This is a genomic window from Streptomyces sp. NPDC037203 (genome assembly GCF_055605065.1).
In genome coordinates, this window is the sequence record NZ_JBVJUC010000006.1 from 345,332 (window position 1) to 370,968 (window position 25,637).

At 72.2% G+C, this 25,637-nt stretch carries 24 protein-coding genes and 1 pseudogene; 14 read left to right on the forward strand and 11 right to left on the reverse strand.

Going from position 1 to position 25,637, the window contains the following annotated elements:
- Nucleotides 1-34: 34 nt before the first annotated feature.
- Both ACZ7EC_RS19850 and ACZ7EC_RS19855 read left to right on the forward strand, forming a co-directional pair.
- Nucleotides 35-127 (forward strand): annotated as a pseudogene (locus ACZ7EC_RS19850) (transcriptional regulator); the annotation flags it as partial.
- A 161-nt stretch (nucleotides 128-288) separates the two neighbouring features.
- Entirely contained in the window at nucleotides 289-801 is a 513-nt protein-coding gene (locus ACZ7EC_RS19855; RefSeq protein WP_471064167.1) for a YbaK/EbsC family protein, read from the forward strand.
- An 8-nt stretch (nucleotides 802-809) separates the two neighbouring features.
- On the opposite strand, the gene ACZ7EC_RS19860 is transcribed toward ACZ7EC_RS19855, so the two are convergent.
- Nucleotides 810-1,094, reverse strand: a complete 285-nt coding sequence (locus ACZ7EC_RS19860; protein ID WP_471064169.1) for a hypothetical protein — start codon at nucleotides 1,092-1,094, stop codon at nucleotides 810-812.
- A 200-nt stretch (nucleotides 1,095-1,294) separates the two neighbouring features.
- Complete coding sequence (locus tag ACZ7EC_RS19865; RefSeq protein WP_471064171.1) at nucleotides 1,295-1,957, reverse strand: hypothetical protein; 663 nt, start codon at nucleotides 1,955-1,957, stop codon at nucleotides 1,295-1,297.
- Between the two features lie 317 nt (nucleotides 1,958-2,274).
- Here ACZ7EC_RS19865 and ACZ7EC_RS19870 point away from each other — a divergent pair, with 317 nt between their 5' ends.
- Together ACZ7EC_RS19870 and ACZ7EC_RS19875 are read left to right on the forward strand one after the other, a co-directional pair.
- Nucleotides 2,275-3,165, forward strand: a complete 891-nt coding sequence (locus tag ACZ7EC_RS19870) for an NAD(P)-dependent oxidoreductase (protein WP_471064173.1) — start codon at nucleotides 2,275-2,277, stop codon at nucleotides 3,163-3,165.
- Between the two features lie 82 nt (nucleotides 3,166-3,247).
- Complete coding sequence (locus ACZ7EC_RS19875) at nucleotides 3,248-3,553, forward strand: DUF1876 domain-containing protein (protein WP_471064175.1); 306 nt, start codon at nucleotides 3,248-3,250, stop codon at nucleotides 3,551-3,553.
- A gap of 57 nt (nucleotides 3,554-3,610) precedes the next feature.
- Here the strand turns inward: ACZ7EC_RS19875 and ACZ7EC_RS19880 are convergent, their stop codons facing one another.
- The 4 genes from ACZ7EC_RS19880 to ACZ7EC_RS19895 form a co-directional block, all read right to left on the reverse strand.
- Entirely contained in the window at nucleotides 3,611-4,774 is a 1,164-nt protein-coding gene (locus tag ACZ7EC_RS19880; protein WP_471064274.1) for a serine hydrolase domain-containing protein, read from the reverse strand.
- Between the two features lie 110 nt (nucleotides 4,775-4,884).
- Nucleotides 4,885-5,670: an energy-coupling factor ABC transporter ATP-binding protein gene (locus ACZ7EC_RS19885; protein ID WP_471064177.1), complete on the reverse strand. Its 786-nt coding sequence runs from the start codon at nucleotides 5,668-5,670 to the stop codon at nucleotides 4,885-4,887.
- Between the two features lie 7 nt (nucleotides 5,671-5,677).
- Nucleotides 5,678-6,439: a cobalt ECF transporter T component CbiQ gene (gene cbiQ / locus ACZ7EC_RS19890; RefSeq protein WP_471064178.1), complete on the reverse strand. Its 762-nt coding sequence runs from the start codon at nucleotides 6,437-6,439 to the stop codon at nucleotides 5,678-5,680.
- Between the two features lies 1 nt (nucleotide 6,440).
- Entirely contained in the window at nucleotides 6,441-7,493 is a 1,053-nt protein-coding gene (locus ACZ7EC_RS19895; RefSeq protein ID WP_471064180.1) for an energy-coupling factor ABC transporter permease, read from the reverse strand.
- A 161-nt stretch (nucleotides 7,494-7,654) separates the two neighbouring features.
- On the opposite strand from ACZ7EC_RS19895, the gene ACZ7EC_RS19900 reads away from it, so the two are divergent.
- Nucleotides 7,655-7,993, forward strand: a complete 339-nt coding sequence (locus ACZ7EC_RS19900; RefSeq protein WP_397985527.1) for an SsgA family sporulation/cell division regulator — start codon at nucleotides 7,655-7,657, stop codon at nucleotides 7,991-7,993.
- A 9-nt stretch (nucleotides 7,994-8,002) separates the two neighbouring features.
- Here the strand turns inward: ACZ7EC_RS19900 and ACZ7EC_RS19905 are convergent, their stop codons facing one another.
- The 4 genes from ACZ7EC_RS19905 to ACZ7EC_RS19920 all read right to left on the reverse strand — a co-directional run bounded on the left by ACZ7EC_RS19905 (nucleotide 8,003) and on the right by ACZ7EC_RS19920 (nucleotide 12,970).
- The gene (locus ACZ7EC_RS19905) at nucleotides 8,003-9,670 is read right to left on the reverse strand and encodes a penicillin-binding transpeptidase domain-containing protein (protein WP_471064182.1); all 1,668 of its coding nucleotides are present in this window, start codon (nucleotides 9,668-9,670) and stop codon (nucleotides 8,003-8,005) included.
- Nucleotides 9,671-9,810: 140 nt separating this feature from the next.
- Nucleotides 9,811-10,239 carry a hypothetical protein gene (locus tag ACZ7EC_RS19910; protein WP_471064184.1) on the reverse strand — a complete coding sequence of 143 codons (429 nt, stop codon included), beginning with the start codon at nucleotides 10,237-10,239 and terminating at the stop codon, nucleotides 9,811-9,813.
- Between the two features lie 39 nt (nucleotides 10,240-10,278).
- Nucleotides 10,279-11,118: a putative adhesin gene (locus ACZ7EC_RS19915; RefSeq protein ID WP_471064185.1), complete on the reverse strand. Its 840-nt coding sequence runs from the start codon at nucleotides 11,116-11,118 to the stop codon at nucleotides 10,279-10,281.
- 103 nt (nucleotides 11,119-11,221) lie between these two features.
- On the reverse strand, nucleotides 11,222-12,970 hold the full coding sequence (locus ACZ7EC_RS19920; protein WP_471064186.1) for a dolichyl-phosphate-mannose--protein mannosyltransferase: 1,749 nt from the start codon (nucleotides 12,968-12,970) through the stop codon (nucleotides 11,222-11,224).
- A 106-nt stretch (nucleotides 12,971-13,076) separates the two neighbouring features.
- On the opposite strand from ACZ7EC_RS19920, the gene rsmI reads away from it, so the two are divergent.
- The 6 genes from rsmI to ACZ7EC_RS19950 all read left to right on the forward strand — a co-directional run bounded on the left by rsmI (nucleotide 13,077) and on the right by ACZ7EC_RS19950 (nucleotide 18,809).
- Nucleotides 13,077-13,925 carry a 16S rRNA (cytidine(1402)-2'-O)-methyltransferase gene (rsmI, locus tag ACZ7EC_RS19925; protein WP_471064187.1) on the forward strand — a complete coding sequence of 283 codons (849 nt, stop codon included), beginning with the start codon at nucleotides 13,077-13,079 and terminating at the stop codon, nucleotides 13,923-13,925.
- 260 nt (nucleotides 13,926-14,185) lie between these two features.
- Complete coding sequence (locus tag ACZ7EC_RS19930) at nucleotides 14,186-14,608, forward strand: hypothetical protein (RefSeq protein WP_471064188.1); 423 nt, start codon at nucleotides 14,186-14,188, stop codon at nucleotides 14,606-14,608.
- A gap of 62 nt (nucleotides 14,609-14,670) precedes the next feature.
- Nucleotides 14,671-15,576 carry a TatD family hydrolase gene (locus tag ACZ7EC_RS19935; RefSeq protein WP_471064190.1) on the forward strand — a complete coding sequence of 302 codons (906 nt, stop codon included), beginning with the start codon at nucleotides 14,671-14,673 and terminating at the stop codon, nucleotides 15,574-15,576.
- Nucleotides 15,577-15,683: 107 nt separating this feature from the next.
- On the forward strand, nucleotides 15,684-16,871 hold the full coding sequence (locus ACZ7EC_RS19940; protein WP_471064192.1) for a ubiquitin-like domain-containing protein: 1,188 nt from the start codon (nucleotides 15,684-15,686) through the stop codon (nucleotides 16,869-16,871).
- A gap of 135 nt (nucleotides 16,872-17,006) precedes the next feature.
- On the forward strand, nucleotides 17,007-17,876 hold the full coding sequence (rsmA, locus tag ACZ7EC_RS19945; protein ID WP_471064193.1) for a 16S rRNA (adenine(1518)-N(6)/adenine(1519)-N(6))-dimethyltransferase RsmA: 870 nt from the start codon (nucleotides 17,007-17,009) through the stop codon (nucleotides 17,874-17,876).
- Nucleotides 17,877-17,915: 39 nt separating this feature from the next.
- A complete protein-coding gene (locus tag ACZ7EC_RS19950; protein ID WP_471064195.1) occupies nucleotides 17,916-18,809 on the forward strand; it encodes a 4-(cytidine 5'-diphospho)-2-C-methyl-D-erythritol kinase in 894 nt (297 codons plus the stop codon).
- Between the two features lie 4 nt (nucleotides 18,810-18,813).
- Here ACZ7EC_RS19950 and ACZ7EC_RS19955 read toward each other — a convergent pair whose 3' ends face one another.
- The gene (locus tag ACZ7EC_RS19955) at nucleotides 18,814-19,401 is read right to left on the reverse strand and encodes a Uma2 family endonuclease (RefSeq protein ID WP_471064275.1); all 588 of its coding nucleotides are present in this window, start codon (nucleotides 19,399-19,401) and stop codon (nucleotides 18,814-18,816) included.
- A gap of 182 nt (nucleotides 19,402-19,583) precedes the next feature.
- Between ACZ7EC_RS19955 and ACZ7EC_RS19960 the strand changes: the two genes are divergently transcribed.
- The 3 genes from ACZ7EC_RS19960 to ACZ7EC_RS19970 all read left to right on the forward strand — a co-directional run bounded on the left by ACZ7EC_RS19960 (nucleotide 19,584) and on the right by ACZ7EC_RS19970 (nucleotide 25,441).
- On the forward strand, nucleotides 19,584-21,392 hold the full coding sequence (locus ACZ7EC_RS19960; protein WP_471064197.1) for an ABC-F family ATP-binding cassette domain-containing protein: 1,809 nt from the start codon (nucleotides 19,584-19,586) through the stop codon (nucleotides 21,390-21,392).
- Nucleotides 21,393-21,663: 271 nt separating this feature from the next.
- Nucleotides 21,664-23,517: an outer membrane protein assembly factor BamB family protein gene (locus ACZ7EC_RS19965; RefSeq protein WP_471064199.1), complete on the forward strand. Its 1,854-nt coding sequence runs from the start codon at nucleotides 21,664-21,666 to the stop codon at nucleotides 23,515-23,517.
- A 76-nt stretch (nucleotides 23,518-23,593) separates the two neighbouring features.
- Nucleotides 23,594-25,441 carry an outer membrane protein assembly factor BamB family protein gene (locus tag ACZ7EC_RS19970; protein ID WP_471064201.1) on the forward strand — a complete coding sequence of 616 codons (1,848 nt, stop codon included), beginning with the start codon at nucleotides 23,594-23,596 and terminating at the stop codon, nucleotides 25,439-25,441.
- Nucleotides 25,442-25,637 lie beyond the last annotated feature (196 nt).

The following is a 25,637-nucleotide window of genomic DNA, read 5'->3' on the forward strand; positions in this document are numbered from 1 at the left end:
CGGGGGGTGTCCCGTGCGGTCCTGGCTGTCGCGTGCGTTGTACGGCTACGGCGAGGACCTGATCCGGAAGATCGAGCGGGGCCAGCGCATTCCACGCCCGGAGTTCCTGGACAAGGCCGACCATGTTCGACGGCGCCTACAACGGACGACCGGTCGAAAGCCCCCGAGACCTCCGGATCCTTGAGCTGCGCCATGGGATGATGCGGACGCAGGCGCTCCCGCCGAGGGAGTCACGGGCCTCATCGAGCAAGCGCTGGGGAGACTATGAGCGATCGCGGCGTGCCCCGTATGACGAAGACCGCCACCGACGCCGACGGATCAGGAGCGCACCCGCGTTTCGCGCAAGCGCTGAGGGAGCTTGGCCTGGAGGAGGTGCTCGGGCGGGCCCGGAGGTTTCCCGAGGGGACCCGGACCGCCGTGGAGGCCGCCGCGGCCGTCGGCTGTGAACTCGGCCAGATCTGCAAGTCGCTGGTGTTCGCCGCCGACGGGGTGCCCGTGCTCGTGCTCATGGGCGGGGCGTCGCGGGTGGACGTGGAGCGGGTCCGCGCGGTGCTCGGGGCGGGAAAGGTCGGGCGGGCCGACGCGCAGGCGGTGCGGGAGGTCACCGGCTACGCCATCGGGGGCGTGCCGCCCTTCGGGCACCGTACCCGGACACGGGTGCTCGCCGACCGGTCGCTGCTCGCGCACGACGTGGTGTGGGCCGCCGCCGGGACGCCGTACGCCGTCTTCCCGATCGAACCGGAGGAACTCGTCGCTCACGCACAAGCCACGCTCGTGGACGTGCGTGAGCAGACTGCATGACGCCCCGGTCAGGGCTGCGAACCGACCTTGTTGATCCGCCAGGCGACCATGCCCGCCGCGCCGGGTTTCCCCTGGACGTCGACCTTGACCGGGCCTTCGGCCGTCAAACGCTCGAAGACCACGGTCCCGTCACAGGGAACCGCCTTCTTCCCGCCCGCGCCGGACGGCGTCACGACGAGCTCCGCGACCCCCTTCCCAGCGCACACCACGGTCAGCTTGTAGGCCGCGCCGTGGGTCAGGCCGGGCCGCGTGTGCACCCCGTCCGAGACGCGCTCGACGCCTGACTCGATCATGGAACCACCCTTGTCACTCGCCGCGTCGAGCGCGGACTGCGCCTGCGCCGTGAGCTTTTCCTCGGCCGGCGCTCCGCCACTCCGGTGGGCGGCCGGGGACGAAGGGCTCCGGCTCGGAGCGGGGCCGTTGTGCGAGGTGCAGGCGGTGAGAACGAGTGCCGGAGCCAGGGCGCAGCCGAGGAGCCACAGGGGCCGGGGCCTCATGACGCGGTCTCCCAGTACTTCCAGCCGGTCTCCGATGTAGGCAGTGTCGCCGTACCGCTGTCGACCAGAGTCGCACCGTGGCATCCGTCCCCCTTGCGCCGGTACTCCGCCCAGGACACCTTGTAGCCCCAAGATCCGTACTGTAGATGTCCGTACTTGTTCTTGGCGATGTTGTGCGCATAGGTATGTCCGGTGGTGACGCTGACGCTGCCGCCGATCTTGGCGCTGACGGAAGCCTTGGCCGCCACGACGACCGAACTCGCGGATACTTCCGTACTACCCGAAACTTCGGCCGAGATGGTTCCGGACTTGGTTACGCTGACAGTCATGGATCCACCTGGGCCGTCTTTGTATTTGGTGCCATTCCACCAGGATGCGATGTGGTAATTCGTCTTTGACGTAATGTCGATCCATGTCTGCGGACCGGCGCAGTATTGCGGCTGCACTACAGCTGTGACTTCCTCGTCGTCCCAACCGGTGCGGTCATTGATATCGGTGGTGGCGTCCGCAGAAATGGAGTCTGTAGCCGCTGCCTGCTCGGTGTCGCCGGCACTCGGAATCGGCGGTTCCTGATCCGCGGTTGCTGTCCCGACTGCTGCGAAACAAAGCAGCAATGCCGTGCTGGACGTGATGGCGACTCGCCGCATGCCTATGCCCATGTTTCCCCCTGCTGTACAACCGCTGGTCCTGCGGTTCGATGCTCGGACACTATGCGATTAGTGATGGATGCTCAAAGTAGTCGCCCAGGTATCTGAGCATGTTCTGAGGTAAGGCGCGGCTGAAGAGTGCGGCGTACTTCTATTTGAGCCTGTATGGCTGAATTCCCTGCAGCCGTCACCTGTCGTCGGCCGGACTGCCTGTCGTCGTACCGGGCCGGTGTCGCACACCGACCCGGCCGAGCCGGTTCCTGCGTCGGTTGGCGGTGTGGGGGAAGGTGGAGGGGCACCGTGGCTTACTGCGACTTCAGGGAGCGTCAATGAGCGACAAGCCGATCGTCAGTGTCCTGGGCACCGGCATCATGGGCGCCGCCATGGCCCGCAATCTGTGCCGGGCCGGGCTGGAGGTGCGGGCCTGGAACCGCACCCGTGACAAGGCCGAGCCGCTGGCCGCCGACGGGGCGCGGATCGCCGGCACGCCCGCCGAGGCCGTCGAGGGCGCCGATGTCGTCCTGACGATGCTCTACGACGGCAACACCGTGCTGGAGGTCATGCGGGAGGCAGCGCCGGCATTGCGCCAGGGGGCCGCCTGGGCGCAGTCCACCACCGCCGGGACCGAGCTGATCGGCGACCTGGCCGGCTTCGCCCGCGAGCACGGACTCCTCTTCTACGACGCCCCCGTCCTCGGCACCAAGGAGCCCGCCGAGGCCGGACAGCTCACCGTGCTGGCGGCCGGGCCCGAGGAGGGGCGCGCGGCGGTCACGCCGGTGTTCGACGCGGTGGGCGCCAAGACCCTGTGGACCGGCACGGACGGGGCCGCGGGCAGCGCCAGCCGGCTGAAGCTGGTCGCCAACAGCTGGGTGCTCGCCGTCACCGCGGCCGCCGGCGAGACACTGGCCCTCGCCAAGGGCCTCGGCGTCGACCCGCAGAAGTTCTTCGAGCTGATCGGCGGCGGCCCGCTCGACATGGGCTACCTGCGGGCCAAGTCCCGGCTGCTGCTGGAGGACAGGCTGACCCCGGCGTCGTTCGCGGTGACCACCGCCGAGAAGGACGCCCGGCTGATCGTGGCCGCGGGCAAGGGCAGCGGCGTACGCCTCGACGTCGCCGAGGCCACCGCCGAGCGGCTCGCCCGTGCGGCCGCCCGTGGTCACGGCCAGGAGGACATGGCCGCCGCGTACTTCGCCAGTTTCGAGGAGGAGCAAGGAGACTGAGCCCGGCCGCCGAGATGACGCGGGGCGTGGTCGGGAGGACGCTGGAGACAGCCGGAATGTGTGTTTCCCGGAGGTGGCCGACATGACGCAGACCATGCAGCAGACGCGGACCACGATGCACACCGCTGTCGGATGGCATGTCGAGCTGGAGTTCGAGGAGGACGGTCAGCACACGCGCGCGGCGGCCCTGGTCCGGTTGCCCGACGGCAGCGAGATCCGGGGACACGGACACGCCAGCCGCCACCACATCGACAACGACCAGCCCAGGGTCGGCGAGGAGATCGCCGGGGCCCGCGCCCTCAACCAGATCGCCATCGAGCTGCTGAACAAGGCGCATGCGGAGATCGACGCGGACTCGGGGCGCACGTCGCACCCGATCCACGTCTGAGCCCCGAGGCACGAAAGGGCGCGCGCCGTCACGAGCCGGCGTGCGTCCTCGGCCGCCTCACGCCCCCAGCGCCACCTTCAGCGCCCGGACCAGCGCCTGCGCCCTCGGGTCCGCCGTCACGCTCTTGCGGAAGCCGTTGGTGACGTACCCGAACGCGATGCCCGACTCCGGGTCGGCGAAGGCGAGCGCGCCGCCGCGGCCCGGATGCCCGAAGGAGCCGGGGGCGAGGAGCGGGGACGCGCTGCCGTGCAGCATCCAGCCGAGACCGAAACGGGTGTTGACCACCAGCACCCGGTCCGGACCCGCCGACTGCTCGGCGCGGGCCAGTTCCAGCGTCTCGGGCGTGAACAGGCGGACCCCGCCGTCCACGTCGCCGATCAGCGAGGCGTAGACACGGGCCAGCCCGTCGGCCGTCGCGATGCCGTTGGAGGCGGGCAGGGCGGCGGCGCGGTAGGCGGGGTCGTTCTCGTCCGGGAGCGGGGTGATCGCGGCGAAGGCGCGCCGGGTGAGCGAGTCCGGGTCGGCGTAGGCCGCGGACACCGCACGCTTGGGCCGCAGCTTCAGGGCGCCCGCGGACTGCGGCGCGTCGATGTCCCCCACCCGCCCCACGCGGCCCTGTTCGGCCGCGGGCAGGCCGAGCCACAGATCGGCCCCGACCGGCCCGGCGATCTCGTCGGCCAGCCACGCGCCGACCGGGCGCCCGGTGACCCGCCGGACCAGTTCACCGGTCAGCCAGCTGTACGTCTGGGCGTGGTAGCCGTGGTCCGTGCCCGGCTCCCACACCGGGGCCTGCGCGGCGACGGCCGCCGCGCCGAGGTCCGGGTCGGCGGCCTCCGCCGGAGTCAGCGGGCGGTCCAGGACGGGCACGCCCGCGCGGTGCGCCAGCAGATGGCGGACGAGGGTGCGCTCCTTGCCCGCCGCCTTGTACTCGGGCCAGTACGCGCCCACCGGCGCGTCCAGGTCCAGCTCGCCGCGCTGGTGCAGCAGCAGAAGCCCGGCGGCGACGGCGCCCTTGGTGGCCGAGCGCACGATCTGGGCGGTGCCGGGCTCCCAGGGTGCCGTTCCGTCCACGTCCCTGGTGCCCGCCCACAGGTCGACCACCCGCCGTCCGCCGCGGTACACGGCGACCGCCGCGCCGCGCTCCCCGAGGTGGGCGAAGTTCGCCGCGAACGCCTCCCTGACCGGCTCGAAGCCCTCGGCCACCGTGCCGTGCACGACCACGTCCGCGCCTTCCGTGCCCTCCGCGCCTTTCACGTCCCCGCTTCCCTTCCACTCACCGCCTGCGACAGTGGGTGCAACAGCGGGTGCGGGCCTGCGATTCCTCGGTGAGATCAGCTGCCCGTTTTCATTGCCTTTGCCACCCGCGGGTCGAAGCCGAACGGCAGCTCCAGGCGGTGCGCCCGCATCAGCTCCTCGTCACCGAGCAGGTCCGCCGTCGGCCCGTCGGCCGCGATCACGCCGTCGCTGAGGATCAGCGAGCGCGGGCACAGCTCCAGGGCGTACGGCAGGTCGTGCGTGACCATCAGGACCGTGACGTCGAGCGAGCGCAGGATGTCGGCCAGCTCCCGCCGGGAGGCGGGGTCGAGATTGGAGGACGGCTCGTCCAGGACCAGGATCTCCGGCTCCATCGCCAGCACGGTCGCCACCGCCACGCGCCGCCGCTGCCCGAAGGAGAGATGGTGCGGCGGCCGGTCCGCGAACTCCGCCATGCCGACCCGGCCCAGGGCGTCCCGTACCCGCGCCTCCAGTTCCGCGCCCCTGATCCCGGCCGCCGCCGGGCCGAAGGCCACGTCCTCGCGCACCGTCGGCATGAACAACTGGTCGTCCGGGTCCTGGAAGACGATGCCGACCTTCTGCCTGATCGTCGCCATGTGCCGCTTGCCGACGGGCAGTCCGGCGACGGTGACCGTCCCGGCGCCGCCGTCGAGGATGCCGTTGAGGTGCAGTACCAGGGTGGTCTTGCCGGCGCCGTTCGGCCCCAGCAGCGCGACGCGTTCGCCGCGCCCGATGGTGAAGTCGACGCCGAACAGGGCCTGGTGGCCGTCCGGGTAGGCGAAGGCGAGGCCGGAGACCTCCAGCGAGGCAGTGGTCGTACCGGTCGTACTCACAGGGTCCATCCCGGATTCACAGGGTCCATCCCAACAGGCAGACGACGAGGGCGGAACAGGGGAGCGCGAGGGCGAGGCGCCACTGCGCCGGGGAGGCGGTGGCCTCCTCGACGACCGGCATCGAACCGGCATACCCCCGGCTCACCATGGCCAGATGCACGCGCTCCCCGCGCTCGTAGGAGCGGATGAACAGCGCGCCGGCGGACTTGGCGAGCACCCCCCAGTGCCGTACCCCCCGCGCCTCGAAGCCGCGGGAGGCGCGGGCGATCCGCATCCGGCGCATCTCGTCGGTGATGACGTCGCCGTAGCGGAGCATGAAGGAGGCGATCTGCACCAGCAGCGGCGGCAGCCTCAACCGTTCGAGGCCCAGCAGGAGCTGGCGAAGTTCGGTGGTGGCCGCGAGGAGCACGGAGGCGGCGACGCCGAGGGTGCCCTTGGCGAGCACGTTCCAGGCGCCCCACAGCCCGCCGACGCTCAGCGAGAGCCCGAGGACGTGCACCCGCTCGCCCCGCGCGACGAACGGCATCAGCACCGCGAACGCCACGAAGGGCACCTCGATCAGCAGCCGCCGCAGCAGGAACCCGGCCGGGACGCGGGCGAGCCGGGCGACGGCCGCGAGCAGCACGGCGTACACCGCGAACGCCCACATCGCCTCGCGCGGGGTGGAGACCACGACCAGCACGAAGAGGAAGGCGGCCGCGAGCTTGGTGTGCGGCGGAAGCGCGTGCACGGGCGAGGTGCCGTGCCGGTAGAGGCGGTGAGCGTGGCCCGCGCCCATCTCAGAGACCGGGGCCCGCGGGCGAGACGTCCGCGCCGCCGCGCCGCCTGCGCACGGCCCAGAACACCGCGCTGCCCGCGACCACCGTGACCCCGACCCCGATCACGCCCGCGAGTCCGCCGGACAGGCGCGCGTCGGAGACGTCCTTGACGCCGTAGTCCGCGAGCGGGGAACCGGCCGCCGCGTGCTCCTTCGCCTTGGTGTCGATCCCCTTGTCGTGCGCGACCTTCTCCAGGCCGTCGGGGTTCGCGGAGGCGTAGAAGCTGACGAAGCCGGCGAGGACGAGGGAGGCGACGAGCCCGGTCACCCACACCTTGCGCCGCGAGACGGGCGCCGCCGCGGGGGAGACGGGCACGGCGGGCGCGTCCACCAGTTCGCCGTCCACCCGCAGCCGGAGCCGCTGCCGCAGCCCGCGCGCGCCGTACACCAGGTCCGGGCGTACGGCGATCACCGCGCCGACCGTCAGCGCGGTGATGACCGCCTCGCCGACGCCGATCAGCACATGGACGCCGATCATCGCGGTGGCGACCTTGCCGATCGGGACGTCGGTGGTGCCGCCGACCGCGTAGATCAGGGTGAAGGCGCAGGCCGCGGCCGGCACCGAGACGAGCGCGGCGGCGAAGGAGGCGACGGTCACCGAGCGGCGGCCGCGCGGCAGCACGGCGAGCAGGCCCCGGAAGAGGGCGTACGACACCACGGTGGTGACCAGCGCCATGTCCGTGATGTTCACGCCGAGCGCGGTCAGGCCGCCGTCCGCGAACAGCACGCCCTGCATCAGCAGCACCACGGACACACAGAGCACACCGGTGTACGGGCCGACGAGTATCGCGGCCAGTGCCCCGCCCAGCAGATGGCCGCTGGTGCCGGCCGCGACGGGGAAGTTCAGCATCTGCACGGCGAAGATGAACGCGGCGACGAGCCCGGCCAGCGGGGCCGCTTTCTCTCCGCCGAGTTCCCGTCGGGCGCCGCGCAGGCTCACCGCGAGCGCGCCGGCGGCGATCACTCCGGTGACGGCGGAGGTGGGGGCGTCGATGAATCCGTCAGGTACATGCACCGTTTGATTTTAGACGTCTGTTGCAAACACTTTGCAAGTGCCAGGTACTCGCCTCCACGCTCCGGAAGCGCTTCGGAGGAAATGTGCGACATTGGGAGGAAGCGTATGAAGCCGGGCAAAACGGCTTTCGCATAGGTCACTGAGTGTGAAAGGGCGTTCTCATGTCTGTGATCGAGCAGTACGCGCGCGCCCATGTCGTCACGGATGACGAGGATCCGGGGGCCGTCCCGGTGCGGCTGCGGTACGACCCCGACGACGATCCGCGCTCGGTCCGGATCGATCTTCCGGGTACCCACGAGTGGAGCTTCTCCCGCGCCCTGCTGGAGCGCGGACTGCGGGCGCCGGCCGAGAGCGGCTCCGTACGGGTGTGGCCGTGCGGCCGGGTCCAGGCGGTCGTGGAGTTCCACTCCGACCAGGGCGTCGACGTGCTCCAGTTCGACTCCAAGGCGCTGATCCGCTTCCTGCGCCGGACCTACACGGCCGTGCCCGTGCACAACTGACCCGGCCGGTCAGCCGCCGCCCTTGCGGAGCAGGTCGGCCACGATCGGGCCCGCCGTGTCGCCGCCGTGCCCGCCGGCCTGCACCACGCCCGCGGCCACCAGGTCACCCCGGTAGGCGGTGAACCAGCCGTTCGGCTTCTTCTGCCCGTCGACCTCGGCCGAGCCGGTCTTCGCGCCGTAGTCCGGTCCGAGGCCGGCCATCGCCTTGGCGGCCGTGCCGTAGTCCGCCGTGAACTTCATGACCTCCTTGAGCTGGGCCTGCGTCTTCGCGGACATGGTGCGCGCGGCCGTCGCCAGGGTGCGGTGGTCCACCTCGGGGGAGACCAGGTACGGCTGGCGGAAGCGGCCCGACTGCACAGTGGCCGCGACGGAGGCCATGTTCAGCGGGTTCATCCGCACCCCGCCCTGCCCGATCAGCGAGGCGCCCATCTGCGCGCCGCTCTGCACCGGGACGGAGCCGTCGAAGGAGGGCACGCCGATGGCCCAGTCGTCCATGCCGAGGCCGTAGACCTGCTGGGCCTCCTTGGTCAGATCGCTGTCGGACAGCTTGGGCGCGAAATCGATGAAGGCGTTGTTGCAGGAGGCGCCGAAGGCGGTCTTGAAGGTGCCCTTCTTGATCTCGGAGTCGTCGTCGTTGTGGAACGTCCAGCCCGCCAGCTTGTACGTCTTGGGGCAGGGGTGCGAGGCGTCCGGGGTGATCAGTTTCTTCTCGAACAGCATGGTCGAGGTCACGATCTTCATCGTGGAGCCGGGCGCGAGGGAGCCCTGGAAGCCGACGTTGAAGCCGTGCTCGCTGTTGGCGACCGCGAGGATCTCGCCGGTGGAGGGCCGCAGGACGACCACGGAGGCGTGCTTCTGCTTGCCGACCTGCGCCTCGGCTTCCGCCTGGAGGGCCGGGCTCAGGGTGGTCTTCACCGTGCCCGGAGTGCCCCGGCTCAGCGTCACCAGCGTCTTGTCGGACAGCTTCGCCTTCCGCGACGCCTCGCCGCGCGCCACGCGCAGCTCAACGCCCGCCGTACCGCCCGCCTTCTTGCCGTACTTCTCGCGCAGCCCGTCCAGCACCGTCCCCAGGGACGGGTACTCGGCGGCCGTCAGCTTGCCGCCGTCGCGGTCCAGGGCCGTGACGGGCGGGGTGCCGGAGGCGCCGGTGACGAGCGTGTCGCCGTCGCGCAGATCCGGGTGGACGACCGAGGCGTGCCAGTCGACCAGGGGCTTGCCGTCGCTCGCCCGGCGTACGACGGTGAGCGAACTGCCGTACGCCAGCGGCTTCTCGACGCCCTTGTAGCGCACCGTCGCCTTGACGGAGAAGGGCACCTTGGCGCCCGTGGCGGTGCCCGGAGTGAGCGTGACGTCCGCGAGGTGTGTGTCCTTGGTGTAGCCGGTGAGCAGGGCGCCGGCCGCCGGGGCATCGTCGGTCGCGGCCGCCGCGTCGGCGACCCGGCCGTGCTGCCAGGAGGTGAGGAAGGCGGTGGCGGCGGTGCGCACCTCGGCCGCGCTGAGCGGGCCGGTCCTGACCTTCCGGTGGGACGCGGCGGCGCCCGTCTCGCCGGCCGCGGAACCGCCGTCGTACAGCGCGTAGGCGGTGAGTCCGGCGCCGCAGACGGCCAGGGCGATCACCGCGCCTATCACGCCGGGAGGGGTCGTGCGCCGTTCGGCGACCCGTCTTCTCTTGCCCACAGCCTGTTTTCCTCCACCCTCGCGGGGGGTCCCCCGGCCCCTCGACTCCCCAACGACGGCATTCACCCTAAAGTCCCGGCCGGGACGGGTGACGCGTCCGGTCATTCCGTAGCAGGGTTGCGACAATCGGACCGGGGGATTCAGCCCAGGAGGGCGCGGAACCGCTCGATGTTCCGGCGGCGCATGGTGAGGAAGGCGAGCCAGGAACCGTCGGCGTAGTGCAACCGGAAACGGGCCATCAACTGCAGCCGGGGCCGCCGTTCGACCCGCGCCACCCAGGTCCTGGGCACCTCCCACACCGGCGTGCCGTCCAGCGGCTTCACCAGCCCGACGCGCTGGTCCGTGACGCGCAGCAGCAGCGCCCCGGACGTCGGCGGCAGCTGCGACGCGATGCCGCCGGCCATTCCGCCCTGCGCGCCGACCTGGCTCATCAGATCGTTCGCGAGTACTCCGCCGAGGTTCACGCTCACTCCCTTGGCACTGGCCGCGGGGACGACGGAGGCGTACGCCAGGAGCTGCTCGCCGGGCGCCAGCCGCCGGCGCGCGGCACGCTCACGCAGTTCGGACATGCCCATGATCATAAGTGGGCCGGCCGGCCGGGGGTTGTCTCAGGGGTTGTAGAGGCCGCCGTCCTCGCCCGGATCGCCCTGGTAGTTGTGGTTCGGGGGCCGGCCCTGGTTGCGGGTGCCGGGCCGGTTGGTCTCCACGAAGCGGCACGCGGCGAAGTGCACATCGCCCATGCCGCGGGTCAGGATGTCGCTGAGCAGCACATCCCCGTCGAACACGATGGAGTGACCGGCGAGTTGCGGGTCGGTCAGCGTGGCGACGTGGATGACGGCGGCGTTCTGCGAGCCGGGGCTGAGTTCGACGTCGTAGCCACCGGCCGCCGCCGGAGTGGCGATCGCGGGATCGCCCCGGATGGTGAGCCCGCTGGGGTAGGAGATCGTGTAGTTCTGGAGGCTCCGCCCGCCCACCACGGTGCGCGAGGCGCCCCGGTGCGCGCCCTGCTCCACGTTGCCGCGCCGCTCCCGGCCGCCCTCCACGTCCCCGCCCAGATCGTCGGGGAGCACCATGCCGTGCTGCGTGTAGAAGTGCACCCGCGTGCCCGCGGGCACCCGGAAGTAGTCGTCACGGGCGTGCCAGGCGCCGTGACCGCTGAGCACGAGCCCGTCCGCGCGTGCCGGTGTGGCGTCGTCGGCCGTCCAGTCGTCGTCCGGGTTCTGGTGGGTGATCAGGGGCCGGTTCTGCTCGACCGCGCGCTGCACGTCCCGTGCGCCCTTGTCCGCGCCCAGCATCCGCACGACCGCCGCGTTCCCGTGGGAGCGCTGGAGGGCGAGCAACGGCGTCCCGGCGTCCGCCGGCTTCCGGGTCGTGGCGCGGGCCTTCCCGGAGCCGGTCTGTCTGGCGTTGTCCTGAGCGTGCATCGTCCCTCTTCCGGTGCGAGGCATGGCCGCTCCTTGGTACCGGCTCCCCGCACGGCGGCGCCAGGCACCGGCGGGCACCGTCGCTGCCCGAAAGCGCACGACACGGTGCCTCGCCACGGGCTCGGAGCTACACCCACGTATCCAGCCACATCCGCGCCCGCCACGAGTCGATCGGGATCGCCGTGCCGGTGAACAGGGGCCAGAAGTAGATGAAGTTCCAGGTGATCAGCAGGACCAGGACGCCCGCCGAGGTGGCGCCGATCACGCGGCGGGTGTCGCCGGAGCCCGGTGGGCCGATGATCGCGCCGATCATCATGGCCACGGCCAGGCACAGGAACGGCACGAAGACGACCGCGTAGAAGAAGAAGATCGTCCGCTCCTGGTAGAGGAACCAGGGCAGATAGCCGGCCGCGATGCCGCAGGCGATGGCGCCGGCCCGCCAGTCGCGGCGGAACGCCCAGCGCCACAGGATGTACACGATCGCGAAGCAGGCCGCCCACCACAGCAGCGGCGTGCCGAGCGCCAGCACCTCGCGGGCGCACTTCTGGCCCGCGTCCGCCGGACAGCCGTCGGTGCCGGGGGAGGGCGACTCGTAGAAGTACGACACCGGGCGGCCCAGCACCAGCCAGCTCCACGGATTGGACTGGTAGGTGTGCGGGGAGTCCAGATGCAGATGGAACTCGTACACCTCGTGCTCGTAGTGCCACAGGCTGCGCAGCCAGTCCGGCAGGAAGGTCCAGGTGCCGCCCCGGCCGTCGGTGAGGGCCCAGTTGCGGAAGTATCCGCCGGTGCCGTTGGTGGGGGAGAGGATCCAGCCCAGCCAGGACAGCAGGTAGACGGCGACGGCCACCGGGACCGTCGCCAGGAAGGTGATCCCCGTGTCGTGCTTCAGGACCGCGCGGTAGGGGCGCGCCGCGCCGGCCACCTTGCGGGCGCCGACGTCCCACAGCACCGCCATCACGCAGAACGCGACCAGGATGTACAGGCCGTTCCACTTGGTGCCGATGGCCAGGCCCAGCATCAGGCCGGCCGCCCAGCGCCAGGGGCGGGCGCCGAGCCGGGCGGAGTCCGCGACGCGCGCGTCCGGGCGCACCAGGCCGTCCGGCCCCACGGGCAGCGCGGCGGCCAGTCTCGCCCGTGACGTGTCCCGGTCGATCAGCAGACAGCCGAACGCGGCCACCACGAAGAACATCAGCACACCGTCGAGCAGCGAGGTGCGGCTCATCACGAAGTGCAGCCCGTCCACCGCGAGCAGCCCGCCCGCCAGGCAGCCCAGAAACGTCGAACGGAACATCCGGCGCCCGATCCGGCAGATCATCAGCACGCTCAGCGTGCCCAGCAGCGCGGTCATGAACCGCCAGCCGAACGGGTTGAACCCGAACACCAGCTCGCCGAGCCCGATCACGTACTTCCCGACCGGCGGGTGCACCACGTACGCCGCGTCCGCCGGGATCGCCAGATGCCCGTGCGTCTGGAGGACCACGTCGTTGGCGTTCTTGTCCCAGTTGACCTCGAAGCCCCGGTGGACCAGCGCCCACGCGTCCTTCGCGTAGTACGTCTCGTCGAATATCACCGCCCGCGGGCTGCCCAGGTTCCAGAACCGCAGCACGCCCGCCACCAGCGTCACCAGCAGCGGTCCCAGCCAGCCGGACCAGCGGGTGATCCGGTCGGCGAGGACGGGCGGCACGCCGAGCGCCCGCCACAGCCGGGGAGCGGGCTGCGGGTACGGCGGCACCAGCCGGCCGCGCACGTCGCCCTCGGGCACGTCCTTCGCCGGCGCGTACCCGAACCGGCGCAGCCGCTGCTGCCACGCCGGCCGCTGCTCGTGCGGCGCCTGGCCCTGCCTCAGATCCATGGAGGACGCGGTACTGGTCACCGCGCCATCGTAGGGAACGGTGCTGTGCGAGTCCCGTGCACGCGGCGGCGCGGGCCGCGAAGCGGTCGTTTTCCTCAGGCTCGGGGACCCCTGCGAGGATGGGGGCGTGACTGGAACCCTTGTCCTCGCAGGTACCCCCATCGGCGACATCGCGGACGCGCCGCCCCGGCTGGTGCGCGAGCTGGAGACCGCGGACGTCATCGCCGCCGAGGACACCCGGCGGCTGCGCCGGCTCACCCAGGCGCTCGGCGTCGCACCGGGCGGCCGGGTGGTGTCGTACTTCGAGGGCAACGAGTCCGCGCGCACGCCCGAGCTGGTCCAGGAGCTGGCCGGCGGGGCGCGGGTGCTGCTCGTCACGGACGCCGGCATGCCCTCGGTGTCCGACCCCGGCTACCGGCTGGTCGCGGCGGCCGTCGAGCAGGACATCCGGGTCACCGCCGTGCCCGGCCCGTCCGCCGTGCTCACCGCGCTCGCCCTGTCCGGGCTGCCCGTCGACCGGTTCTGCTTCGAGGGCTTCCTGCCGCGCAAGGCGGGCGAACGGCTCTCCCGGCTGCGCGAGGTCGCGGCCGAGCGGCGCACGCTGGTCTACTTCGAGGCCCCGCACCGCCTCGACGACACCCTCGCCGCGATGGCGGAGGTCTTCGGCGCCGAGCGGCGGGCCGCGGTTTGCCGGGAGCTGACCAAGACGTACGAGGAGGTGCGCCGGGGCCCGCTGGCCGAGCTGGCGAGCTGGGCTGCGGAGGGGGTGCGCGGGGAGATCACGGTCGTGGTCGAGGGCGCGCCCGAGACCGGCCCGGAGGAACTCGACGCGGCGGAACTGGTGCGCCGGGTGCGGGTGCGCGAGGAGGCCGGGGAGCGGCGCAAGGAGGCGATCGCGGCGGTGGCGGTGGAGGCGGGGTTGCCGAAGAGGGTGGTGTTCGACGCCGTTGTGGCAGCGAAGCAAGCCGCTCGCTGAGGGGGCTGACCGGGCGGGTGGCCTGAGTAAAAAACGCCCTCTGAGCAGCGATCTCCTCGGATGAGCGACTCGGCCAATGGGCGGCAAAAGGCTGTCGCCGTTGGCAAAGCGCCAGGGCGGCCCACGGGGGCGTTTCGGCAAGGAAGACTCAAATCGCCTCCAACACTCGACAGCCCTGCTGCGTTCGCGCCGGCGAAGGCGTCCACTGGTCGAAGGGACCCCGCTCAGGGGTGCCGGTCCAGCGGAAACGAGGAGCTGGCATGAGTGAGATCGCAGGGCAGACCGGCCTCCGCGGTACGGCCACAGCCGTCGTTCACGAGTCGTATTCATTCGCCTGCATGCGCTGCGGGCACGGCTGGGAGCAGTCGTACGAGATAGAGCACCACACGGACGCCGACGGGCAGCAGTTCGTGCTGTACGTGGCCGACGGGCGCATAGTGCCGTCGCCGCTGCGCAGCCCCCGCTGCCAGAACTGCGATGGTCACGTGCTGCGCATCATGCGTGCCGGACAGGTGTCGTCGGTCCGGCAGGCGGGCGCGCGCCATCAGCACAGCGCGCCGCTGGCCGGGCCGGTGGAGGTGCCGCGGGTGCCGGCTGCCGAGGGGGCGGCCGGGGGCAGCGGGACGCAGCACCACTGGCACCTGTCGGACCTGCTGCACCCGTTCCACCGCAAGGCGGGCTGAGCCCGCGGGGGGAGCCCCGGCCGCCGGGGGCCGGGGCCCTGCGCCTTTCGTAGGATCGGGGCATGCCTTCGAACGCCGGCCCGAGCGGCTCCCCGGACGACAAGAACACGGCCCCGCCGCTGCCCGCACCCCTGCGGGTGCCCGTCGCCGACTCCCACACCCACCTCGACATGCAGTCCGGCACCGTCGAGGAGGGCCTGGCGAAGGCCGCGTCGGTCGGCGTCACCAGGGTCGTCCAGGTCGGCTGCGACATCGACGGCTCCCGGTGGGCGGCCCAGACCGCGCAGACGTACGAGAACGTGCACGCCGCCGTCGCGCTGCACCCGAACGAGGCGCCGCGCATCGTCCACGGCGACCCCGACGGGTGGTCCCGCAAGGGGGCCAGGGAGCCGGGCGGGCAGGCCGCGCTGGACGAGGCGCTCGCCGAGATCGACCGGCTCGCCGCGCTGCCCCACGTCCGGGGCGTCGGCGAGACCGGCCTCGACTACTTCCGCACGGGCCCCGAGGGCAAGGAGGCCCAGGAGCGGTCCTTCCGCGCGCACATCGAGATCGCCAAGCGGCACGGCAAGGCGCTCGTCATCCACGACCGCGAGGCCCACGCCGACGTGCTGCGCGTGCTCGAGGAGGAGGGCGCCCCCGAGCGCACCGTCTTCCACTGCTACTCCGGCGACGCCGAGATGGCGCGGATCTGCGCCCGCGAGGGCTACTTCATGTCCTTCGCCGGGAACGTCACCTTCAAGAACGCCCAGAACCTGCGCGACGCCCTCGCCGTCGCCCCGCTGGAACTGGTCCTCGTGGAGACCGACGCGCCCTTCCTCACCCCGTCGCCGTACCGCGGACGGCCCAACGCGCCGTACCTCGTTCCGGTCACCGTGCGCGCGATGGCCGCCGTACGCGGCATCGGGGAAGACGCGCTGGCGACGGCCCTGAACGCGAACACCGCGCGCGCCTTCGACTACTCGGCCTGACCCCGCTTTCGTAACGCTGAGTAGCCGCGCCGCTTTGGAGAGTGACGAAGGCTCCGCTAGGTTCTGCCCCCGATCCGGACCTTTCGGCCTCTCTGGAGCGTGTCGGCGTGAGCAGCAAACGGCGGTTGGAGACGGGTGCGTCGCCGGAGCGGCGCGGTGGCCGGCGTGCGCGCCGGCGCGGGGCGCGGGCGGCCGAGCGGCCGGACTCCGTGGTGCGCCGGCTGCTGCCGCAGGCGCTGGTGGTGGCCTTCCTGGCCGGCGGCACCACCGCCTTCGTCGCCCAGGACCGCGCGATCCGGCTCGACATCGACGGCCGGCCGCGGGCGCTGCACACCTTCGCCGACGACGTGGACACGCTCCTCGCCGAGGAGGGTGTACGGGTGGGCGAGCACGACCTGGTCGCGCCCGCCCCCGGCACCCCGCTCGCCGCCGGCGACGCGATCGCGGTGCGCTACGGCCGTCCCGTGCGGCTCACCCTGGACGGCCGGCGGCACCAGGTGTGGACGACGGCGCGCACGGTGGACGGGGCGCTGCGGGAGCTGGGGGTGCGCGCCGAGGGCGCGTATCTGTCGGCCTCGCGCTCCCAGAGCATCGGCCGCGCCGGGCTCGCGCTCGATGTGCGCACCGAGCGGGCGGTCACCGTCATGGCCGACGGCCGGGCCCGCACCCTCCGCACCAACGCGGCGACGGTCGGGGAGGCGGTCGAGGAAGCCGGGGTCGCCCTGGGCCCCGAGGACACGCTCTCCGCCCCGGCCGGCAGCTTCCCGCGCGACGGGCAGACCGTCACGGTGCTGCGGGTGACCGGGGGGCGGGAGGTCCGCGAGGAGGAGATCCCCTTCCGGGTCGAGCGGCGGTACGACCCCTCGCTGCTCCGGGGCACCGAGGTCGTCGCCCGCCCCGGCCGCCCCGGACTGCGGCGGATCACCTACCTGCTGCGCACGGTCAACGGGGTGCGTCAGGCGCCGCGCCGGGAGGGGACGGAGGTGGTGCGGCGGCCGACTCGGCAGGTGGTGAAGGTCGGCACCAAGGCGCTGCCGCGCTCGGCCGCGGGGGTGGACGCGCTGAACTGGCACGGGCTCGCGGTGTGCGAGTCCGGGGGCGACCCGCACGCGGTGGACGCTTCGGGGACGTACGGGGGGCTGTACCAGTTCGACGCGCACACGTGGCACACGCTGGGGGGTACCGGGCTGCCCCAGGACGCGCCGGAGTCGGAGCAGACGTACCGGGCGAAGAAGCTGTACGCGCGGCGGGGGGAGAGCCCCTGGCCGCACTGCGGGGAGCGGTTGCACGGCTGAGACCGGGCGGCGACGCCCGAGACGGTGCGGGAGCGCCGGGGCGAGCGGGGGCGTCGGAGACTTGCCGGACCTGCGGGGGTGCGCGGGGCGGGGCGCTTGTCAGGGGCGGCTCCCACCGCCCCGTACCCTTGTCCCGTGAGTAGCCCCGCCCCTGATTCCCTCCTCGGCCCCGCCGACATCCGCGAGCTCGCGGCCGCGCTCGGTGTCCGCCCCACCAAGCAGCGCGGCCAGAACTTCGTGATCGACGCGAACACGGTCCGCCGGATCGTCCGCACCGCCGAGGTCCGCCCCGACGACACCGTCGTGGAGGTCGGCCCCGGACTGGGCTCGCTCACCCTCGCGCTGCTGGAGGTGGCCGACCGCGTCACCGCCGTGGAGATCGACGACGTGCTCGCCGCCGCCCTCCCCGCGACCGTCGCCGCCCGCATGCCCGCCCGCGCCGACCGCTTCGCGCTGGTCCACTCCGACGCGATGCACGTCACCGAACTGCCGGGCCCCGCCCCGACCGCACTCGTCGCGAACCTGCCGTACAACGTCGCCGTCCCGGTGCTGCTGCACATGCTCGACACCTTCCCGAGCATCGAGCGCACCCTGGTGATGGTGCAGTCCGAGGTCGCCGACCGGCTCGCCGCCGCCCCCGGCTCGAAGGTGTACGGCGTCCCGTCCGTGAAGGCCAACTGGTACGCCGAGGTCAAGCGGGCCGGCGCCATCGGCCGCAACGTCTTCTGGCCCGCGCCGAACGTCGACAGCGGGCTCGTCTCCCTGGTGCGCCGCACCGAGCCGATCGCGACGACGGCCACCAGGCGGCAGGTCTTCGCGGTGGTCGACGCGGCCTTCGCGCAGCGCCGCAAGACCCTGCGGGCCGCGCTCGCCGGCTGGGCCGGTTCCGCGGCCGCCGCCGAGGCCGCCCTGGTCGCCGCCGGGATCTCGCCGCAGGCCCGCGGCGAGTCGCTGACGGTCGAGGAGTTCGCCCGTATCGCCGAGCACGCCGCGACCGGCGCCTGACGCCGGCCGCCCGCACAGCCGCACAGTCCAAGGAGCGCAGTGAGCGTCACGGTCCGCGTCCCCGCCAAGGTCAACGTCCAGCTCGCGGTGGGCGCCGCCCGCCCCGACGGGTTCCACGACCTCGCCAACGTCTTCCTCGCCGTCGGCCTGTACGACGAGGTCACGGTCGCCCCCGCCGAGGAGCTGCGCGTCACCTGCGCGGGCCCGGACGCCGCCCAGGTCCCGCTGGACCGCACCAACCTCGCCGCCCGCGCCGCCCTCGCGCTCGCCGCGCGCCGGGGCATCGAGCCGAAGGTGCACATCCACATCGACAAGGACATCCCCGTCGCCGGCGGCATGGCGGGCGGCAGCGCGGACGGCGCGGGCGCGCTGCTCGCGTGCGACGCGCTGTGGGGTACGGGTGCCTCGCGGGCCGAACTCCTCGCGATCTGCGCCGAGTTGGGCAGTGACGTGCCGTTCGCTCTGGTGGGCGGGGCCGCGCTGGGCGTCGGCCGTGGCGAGCGGCTGACCGGCCTCGACGTCGGCGGCACCTTCCACTGGGTGTTCGCGATGGCCGGGCGGGGGCTGTCCACCCCGGCGGTCTTCCGCGAGTTCGACCGGCTGGCCGGGGGCCGGGAGATCCCGGAGCCGGTGGCCGCGCGGGAGCTGCTGGACGCGCTGGCCAAGGGCGACGCCGACGCGCTGGCCGCGACCGTCGCCAACGACCTCCAGCCGGCCGCGCTGTCCCTCTTCCCGGAACTCGCGACCACCCTGTCGGTGGGCCGCGCGGCGGGCGCCCTCGCCTGCCTGGTCTCCGGCTCGGGCCCGACGACCGCGTTCCTCACGCGGGACGCCGCCGCGGCCGAGAAGGTCGCGGGGGCCCTCTCCGCCTCCGGCACCTGCCGCACGGCACGGACGGCGGCGGGCCCGGTACCGGGGGCGACGGTCCTTTAGGGCGTCAGAGGGCGTCGATCGCGGTCAGGTCGATGTCGTACGGCACGCTGATCTTGACGTGGTCGTGGTAGATGCCGGTCAGGGCGTACGTGCCGGTGGCCTTGCCGAGTTCGTAGACCTGGACGACGGGGTGGTCGTCCTCGCCCGCCATGTCGACCAGCCAGAAGTGGGGGATGCCTGCCGCGGCGTACTTGCTCGGCTTGGCGTCGCGGTCGCGGGCCTCGGAGTCAGGTGACACCACTTCGACGGCGAGCAGTACATCGGCCGCCTCGAAGCGAGTCTGACGCCGGCCGGTGAGGGCCTCGGCCCGGACCACGGAGATATCCGGCTCGGGACCGTTGCGCCGGTCCAGCACGACGGTCATCTCGCGCGCGACCTTCATGCTGGACGGCAGAGTGCGGCGCAGACCGCTGACCAGCAGGTCGATCGCGGCGAAGTGAAAGTAGCGCTGCGGACTCACGAAAACCAGGCTCCCGTCGATCAACTCGGTGTGCGGCGGGAGATCCGGCAGTGTGAACAGGTCGTCCACGGTGTAGCCGTCCTGCGGCGGCACGGGCCACCGGCCTCGGTGCTCTACGGACTCGGCGGTCATGGTTCCTCCCATGGACGGGATCCTGCTGCCTGCCCTCCACGGTAGCGGCCCATTCCCGATCACGTCATCACAAAGGGTGACCATCCCCTCGCGCGCCGACGCCGGCTCCGGAGGCCCTACGCTAGAAGGCTGACCCACGCGGCGGAGCCGCACGTCGATACCGCCCCGCGAGCAGGAGTGAAATGGCCGTCAACCTGGTCAATGTCGAGAACGTCAGCAAGGTGTACGGCACCCGTGCCCTGCTGGACGGCGTCTCGCTCGGTGTGTCGGAGGGGGACCGGATCGGGGTCGTCGGCCGCAACGGTGACGGGAAGACCACGCTGATCCGGATGCTCGCCAAGCTGGAGGACGCCGACACCGGCCGCGTCACCCACTCCGGCGGACTGCGCCTCGGCGTCCTCACCCAGCACGACTCGCTCGACCCCGCCGCCACCGTCCGCCATGAGGTGATCGGCGACCTCGCCGACCACGAGTGGGCCGGGAACGCGAAGGTCAGGGACGTACTGACCGGGCTGTTCGGCGGCCTGGACCTGCCGGGCTTCCCCAAGGGCCTGGACACGGTCATCGGCCCGCTGTCCGGTGGCGAGCGCCGCCGCATCGCGCTGGCCAAGCTGCTGATCGAGGAGCAGGACCTGCTCGTCCTGGACGAGCCCACCAACCACCTCGACGTCGAGGGCATCTCCTGGCTCGCCCGGCACCTCCAGAACCGCCGCTCGGCGCTCGTCTGCGTGACCCACGACCGCTGGTTCCTCGACCAGGTCTGCACCCGCATGTGGGACGTGCAGCGCGGCGATGTGTACGAGTACGAGGGCGGCTACTCCGACTACGTCTTCGCGCGCGCCGAACGCGAGCGCATCGCCGCCACCGAAGAGGCCAAGCGGCAGAACCTGATCCGCAAGGAGCTGGCCTGGCTGCGCCGCGGCGCGCCCGCCCGCACCTCCAAGCCCCGCTTCCGGGTGGAGGCCGCCAACGAGCTGATCGCCGACGTGCCGCCGCCCCGCGACAGCAGCGAGCTGATGAAGTTCGCCTCCTCCCGGCTCGGCAAGACGGTCTTCGACCTGGAGGACGTCACCGTCCAGGCCGGCCCCAAGGTGCTGCTCAAGCACGTCACCTGGCAGCTCGGCCCCGGCGACCGCATCGGTCTGGTCGGGGTGAACGGCGCCGGCAAGACCTCGCTGCTGCGCGCCATGGCCGAGGCCGCCCGCACCGGGGGCGAGACGCAGCCGGTCGGCGGCCGGGTCAACGTCGGCCGGACGGTCAAGCTGGCCTACCTCTCCCAGGAGGTCGCCGAACTCGACCCCACCTGGCGGGTCCTGGAGGCCGTGCAGCGGGTGCGCGAGCGCGTCGATCTCGGCAAGGGGCGCGAGATGACCGCCGGTCAGCTCTGCGAGACCTTCGGGTTCACCAAGGAGAAGCAGTGGACGCCGGTCGGCGACCTCTCCGGCGGTGAGCGGCGCCGCCTCCAGCTGCTGCGGCTGCTGATGGACGAGCCCAACGTCCTCTTCCTGGACGAGCCCACCAACGACCTCGACATCGAGACCCTCACCCAGCTCGAGGACGTCCTCGACGGCTGGCCCGGCTCGATGGTCGTCATCTCCCACGACCGGTTCTTCGTGGAGCGCACCACGGACCGGGTGTTCGCGCTGCTCGGCGACGGCGCGCTGCGGATGCTGCCGCGCGGCATCGACGAATACCTGGAGCGGCGGCAGCGGATGGAGGAGGCGGTCGCCGAGCGCACCGCCGCCGCGGCGCCCAAGCCGGCCACCCAGGAGCGCAGCGCCGCCGACCAGCGCGCCGCCAAGAAGGAACTCCAGAAGATCGAGCGGCAGTTGGACAAGGTCTCCGAGAAGGAGGCCACGCTGCACGCCCGGATCGCGGACAACGCGACGGACTTCGCGAAGGTGGCCGAACTGGACGCCCAGCTGCGGGAACTCGCCGGTGAGCGCGAGGAACTGGAGCTGCGCTGGCTGGAGCTGGCCGAGGACGCGTAGCGGTTCGCCCGCCGTGAATCAGCCAGGGCGGCGGGCGGTCCGCCCCCGGCGCCCGACGGGCCGCGCGTGCGCCGCGTGAAGGGGGCGTGAAGGCGCGTAACGGAGGCATCACGGGCCGGTTCTCCCTTGGGAACAGGGCGGATCCGGCCCGTAGTGCTGTCCGTGCCGAGTGATAGAAAGAGCGTTCTGAGAACCGTCTGCACAACGGCCTTGGGTCCGTAGAGAACCTCAGGGCGTGGCTAAAAATCAGTGAACGAGGGGGAGAGCGCTGATGACTCAGCCGCCCGACCAGTCGCCCAGCGGCGGCTTCGGAGCACCGCAGGATCCGAGAGATCCCAGAGACCCGAGAGACCCGAGGGAGCGGGAGGGCTCGGCGGACCCGCGGGATCCGGGGAACGAGCCGCCGCGAAACGGCGGCTTCGGCGCCCCGCCGCCGACCGCCCCCTCCCCGCCCCCCGCACCCCCGGCCCCGCCCGGTTACGGCTACCCGCAGCAGCCCGGCCCCTACGGAGCCCCTGCGGCACCCGCTGCCCCCGGCCCCTACGGCACCGCCGCTGCCCCCGGCCCCTACGGCTACCCGCAGCAGCCCCCGCAGCCGGGCCCCTACGGGCAGCAGGCCCCGCCCGGTTACGGCTTCCCGCCGCAGCCGCCGTACCCCGGCGTCCCCGGCACCGCGCCCGGCGCCCCCTTCCCGCCCCCCGGCGGCGGCAGCAAGAAGAAGACGGCGCTGATCGTGGGCGCCGCGGCGGCCGCGCTGCTCGTCATAGCCGGCACCGTCTACGCCGTCACCAGCGGCGGCGACGGCAAGAAGAAGCCCGTGGCCGAGCAGAGCGGCAGCGGCGCGCCGACCTCGTACGGCACTCCTTCGGCCTCCTCCTCGTCCACCGGCGGCGACGACCCCGAGGACCTCAACAAGGGCCGCGCGCCCGGCGAGGCGAAGGTCCTCTGGTACAAGTCCGCCCCGGACGCGCCGGGCGAGGGCGCCGACGCCCCCGGCATGTGGATCGCCGGGAACACCGTGGTGAAGGCGGCGTACAAGCAGGTCTTCGCCTACGACACCGGCAACGGCTCCTCTCCCTGGGGCCCCGTCACCTTCCCGCAGAAGATCTGCGCGGTCACCCCGCAGAAGTCGGACGACGGCAAGGTCGTCGTGGCGTACATGAACGGCACCAGCGACAACGCCAAGTGCAACCAGCTCGTCCAGCTCGACCTCGCCACCGGCAAGAAGGGCTGGAGCGCCCAGGTCGCCGACGGCGGGCTGTTCGACAGCGCGCTCAACGTCGAACTCAGCATGGCGGGCAGCACGTTGATGGTGGGCCGCTCCGAGTCGGGCACCGCCTACGACATCGACAGCGGCAAGAAGCTGTACGACAAGAAGCGCTACGGCGACGCCTGCTTCCCCGCCGGGTACGCGGGCGGCGCCGGCAGGCTCGTCCAGGTGGCGTCCTGCGGGGCCTCGACCAGCGGTGAGCACGACGAGCTCCAGGAACTCGACCCGGCCACCGGCAAGGTGCGGTGGACCCAGCCCCTGAAGAAGGGCTGGCAGGTCAGCCGGGTGTACTCGATGAACCCGCTCGTGGTCTATCTGACCAACGGCGACAAGAAGGTGTGGAACATCTCCACCTTCACCGCGGACGGGAAATTCCGCTCGCAGGTCAAGGTCGACGAGAAGTTCTCCCCGAGCTGCGGCTGGGCGATCCTGGAGCGCGACCTCCAGGGCTGCCAGGGCGTCGCGGCCGACGCCGACACGCTCTACCTGCCCACGGACACCACGTCCACCGCCAACGAGATCGTCGCGATCAGCCTCTCCACCGGCACCGCGAAGTGGCGGGTCAAGTCCCCGGCGGACGAGCCGATGGCCCCGGTGAAGACCGAGGGCGGCAAGCTCATCGCGTATGTGCAGCCGTCGTACGACGCGGGCGGCCAGGTGGTCTCGATCCCGACCGGCGGCTCCGCCCACACCACCACGAAGCTGCTGCAGAATCCGAAGGGCACCGCGGAGATCGAGGACACCTTCTACAACGGCGTCGTGGACTGGGCCGACGGTCGTTTCATCATCTCGTCCGGCCGGCTGAACGGCAGCGACGAGGCGAAGGAGAAGCTGATCATGGCCTTCGGCAACTGAGCCCGGCCCGTTTCCCGGCTCTCCTCCCTTCCGTCCGCCGTCCGGCCTTTCCGAGTGTCACCGAGGTACCCCAGCCATGACCCAGCCGCCCCCGCCCCCGCCGAACCAGCCCCCGCAGCAGGGGGGTTTCGGCCCGCCGCCCCCGTCGTCCCCGCCCACCCCGCCCACCCCGCCGCCCCCGCCGGACAAGCAGCCCCCGCCGCAGGACCAGCCGGCCCCGCCGGCCGGCCCCCCGCAGCCGGCCCCCGGCTACGGCTATCCGCAGCAGCCGCCCCCCGGCTACGGCTACCCCCAGCCGGCCCCGCCGGCCGGTTACGGCTACCCCGCCGCGCCCCCGAACCCGTACGGCGCTCAGCCCGCCGCCCCCTACGGGGCGCCGCAGCAGAACCCGTACGCCATGCCCACCCAGCCCATGCAGCAGTCCGGGCAGCCGGGCTACGGCTATCCGGGCCAGCCCCCGACCATGCCGATGCAGCAGCAGGGCGGTGGCGGCGGGCGCAACAACAGCGCGCTGTACATCGTCATCGCGGCGGCCGTCGTCATCGCGCTGATCGTCGTCGGCGGCATCTGGTACGCGGGCTCCGGTGACGGCGGCACCAAGCAGGACACCGCCTCCTCCGGCGGCGCCGGCGGTGGCGGCCAGGACAAGGGCTCCGGCGGTTCGACCGGCGGCAAGGAGAAGGCACCGGCGAACCCGGCCGCCAAGGTCCTCTTCCAGGTCCCCTCGCCCTCCGTGCAGGACACGGTGAGCACCTCCGGCTCCTGGCTGACCGGCAAGGTGTACGCCAAGACCGGCGTGGACGAGATCGTCGGCTACGACCCCGCCAAGGGCACCAGGCTGTGGACGGTCAAGCTGCCCGGCCCGGTCTGCGCGGCCAGCCGGCACATGACCGCCGACGACAGGACCGCGATCACCTACCAGCCGACGAACAAGAAGTACGACGGCTGCTCCGACATCGCGGCGATCGACCTCGACGCGGGCAAGAAGCTGTGGACGAAGACCGTCAAGGTCGGTGACTACCCGATCAACTACCAGAACGTGACGGTCTCCCAGCACACCGTCGCGCTCGGCGACAGCAACGGCGGCGCGGCCTTCGACATCGACTCCGGCAAGCCGCTGTGGCAGCCGAAGCAGGGCGAGGACTGCTACGACGCGGGATACGGCGGCGGCGCCAAGCTGGTCGCGGTGCGCAGCTGCGGCGAGTCGGACAACACCCGGCTGTCCATCCAGACCATCGACCCGCGGTCGGGCAAGGTCCTCTCCGAGTACAAGATGGATCCGGGCATCGAGTACGCCTCGGTCGTCTCCACCGACCCGCTGGTGGTGGCCGCCGACGTCGGCGACAGCGCGGGCGACGGCAGCGGCATCTCCGACTACTTCTCCATCGACGGCAAGACCGGCAAGCTGCTCGCCCGGATCTCCGCGCCCGGCAAGACCTACGGCGGCCGCTGCGACGGCATCACCCGCATCGAGGACTGCCACGAGGTCGTCGTCGGCGGCGGCAAGCTGTTCGTGCCCACGGAGGAGCACGACGGCAGCGGTACCTCCTCCAGCACCACCAACGAGGTCGTCGCCTTCGACCTGGCCACCGGCAAGCCCACCGGCCAGCGTGCCGAGGCGGGGGACGGCTATCTGCTGTCGCCGCTGCGCATGGACGGCGCCAACCTGATCGCCTACAAGAAGCCGCCGTACGACAAGGGCGGACAGATCGTCAGCATCGACGGCTCCACCTTCCAGCAGACCAAGCTCCTGGAGAACCCGGCCACGGAGAGCTCACGGCGCGCGGAGGACAGCATGCTGCCGGACTACGCGGAGATCCTCTTCGGGAACGGCCGGCTGTACATGTCCGACGTCTTCGTCGACAAGGCGGCTGCGGGCGACGACGCGTCGTACCTGGTGCTGGCCTTCGGCACGGACGGCTGACCGCCCCCACCAGATCACCCGGACGGGTGATGTCGTCAGCGGTGCCCCGGATGTCATCGGTCCGGGGCACTTCTGCTGTCCAGGGGCGCCATGGCGTCGAACAAGCGTGTAGCTTCCGGGGGCATGCACAGGGGCGGGGTGCCGGGGGGCCCTCTGTCCTTCGGGCCGGTGGACGTCCATAGTGGGGCATCCATGG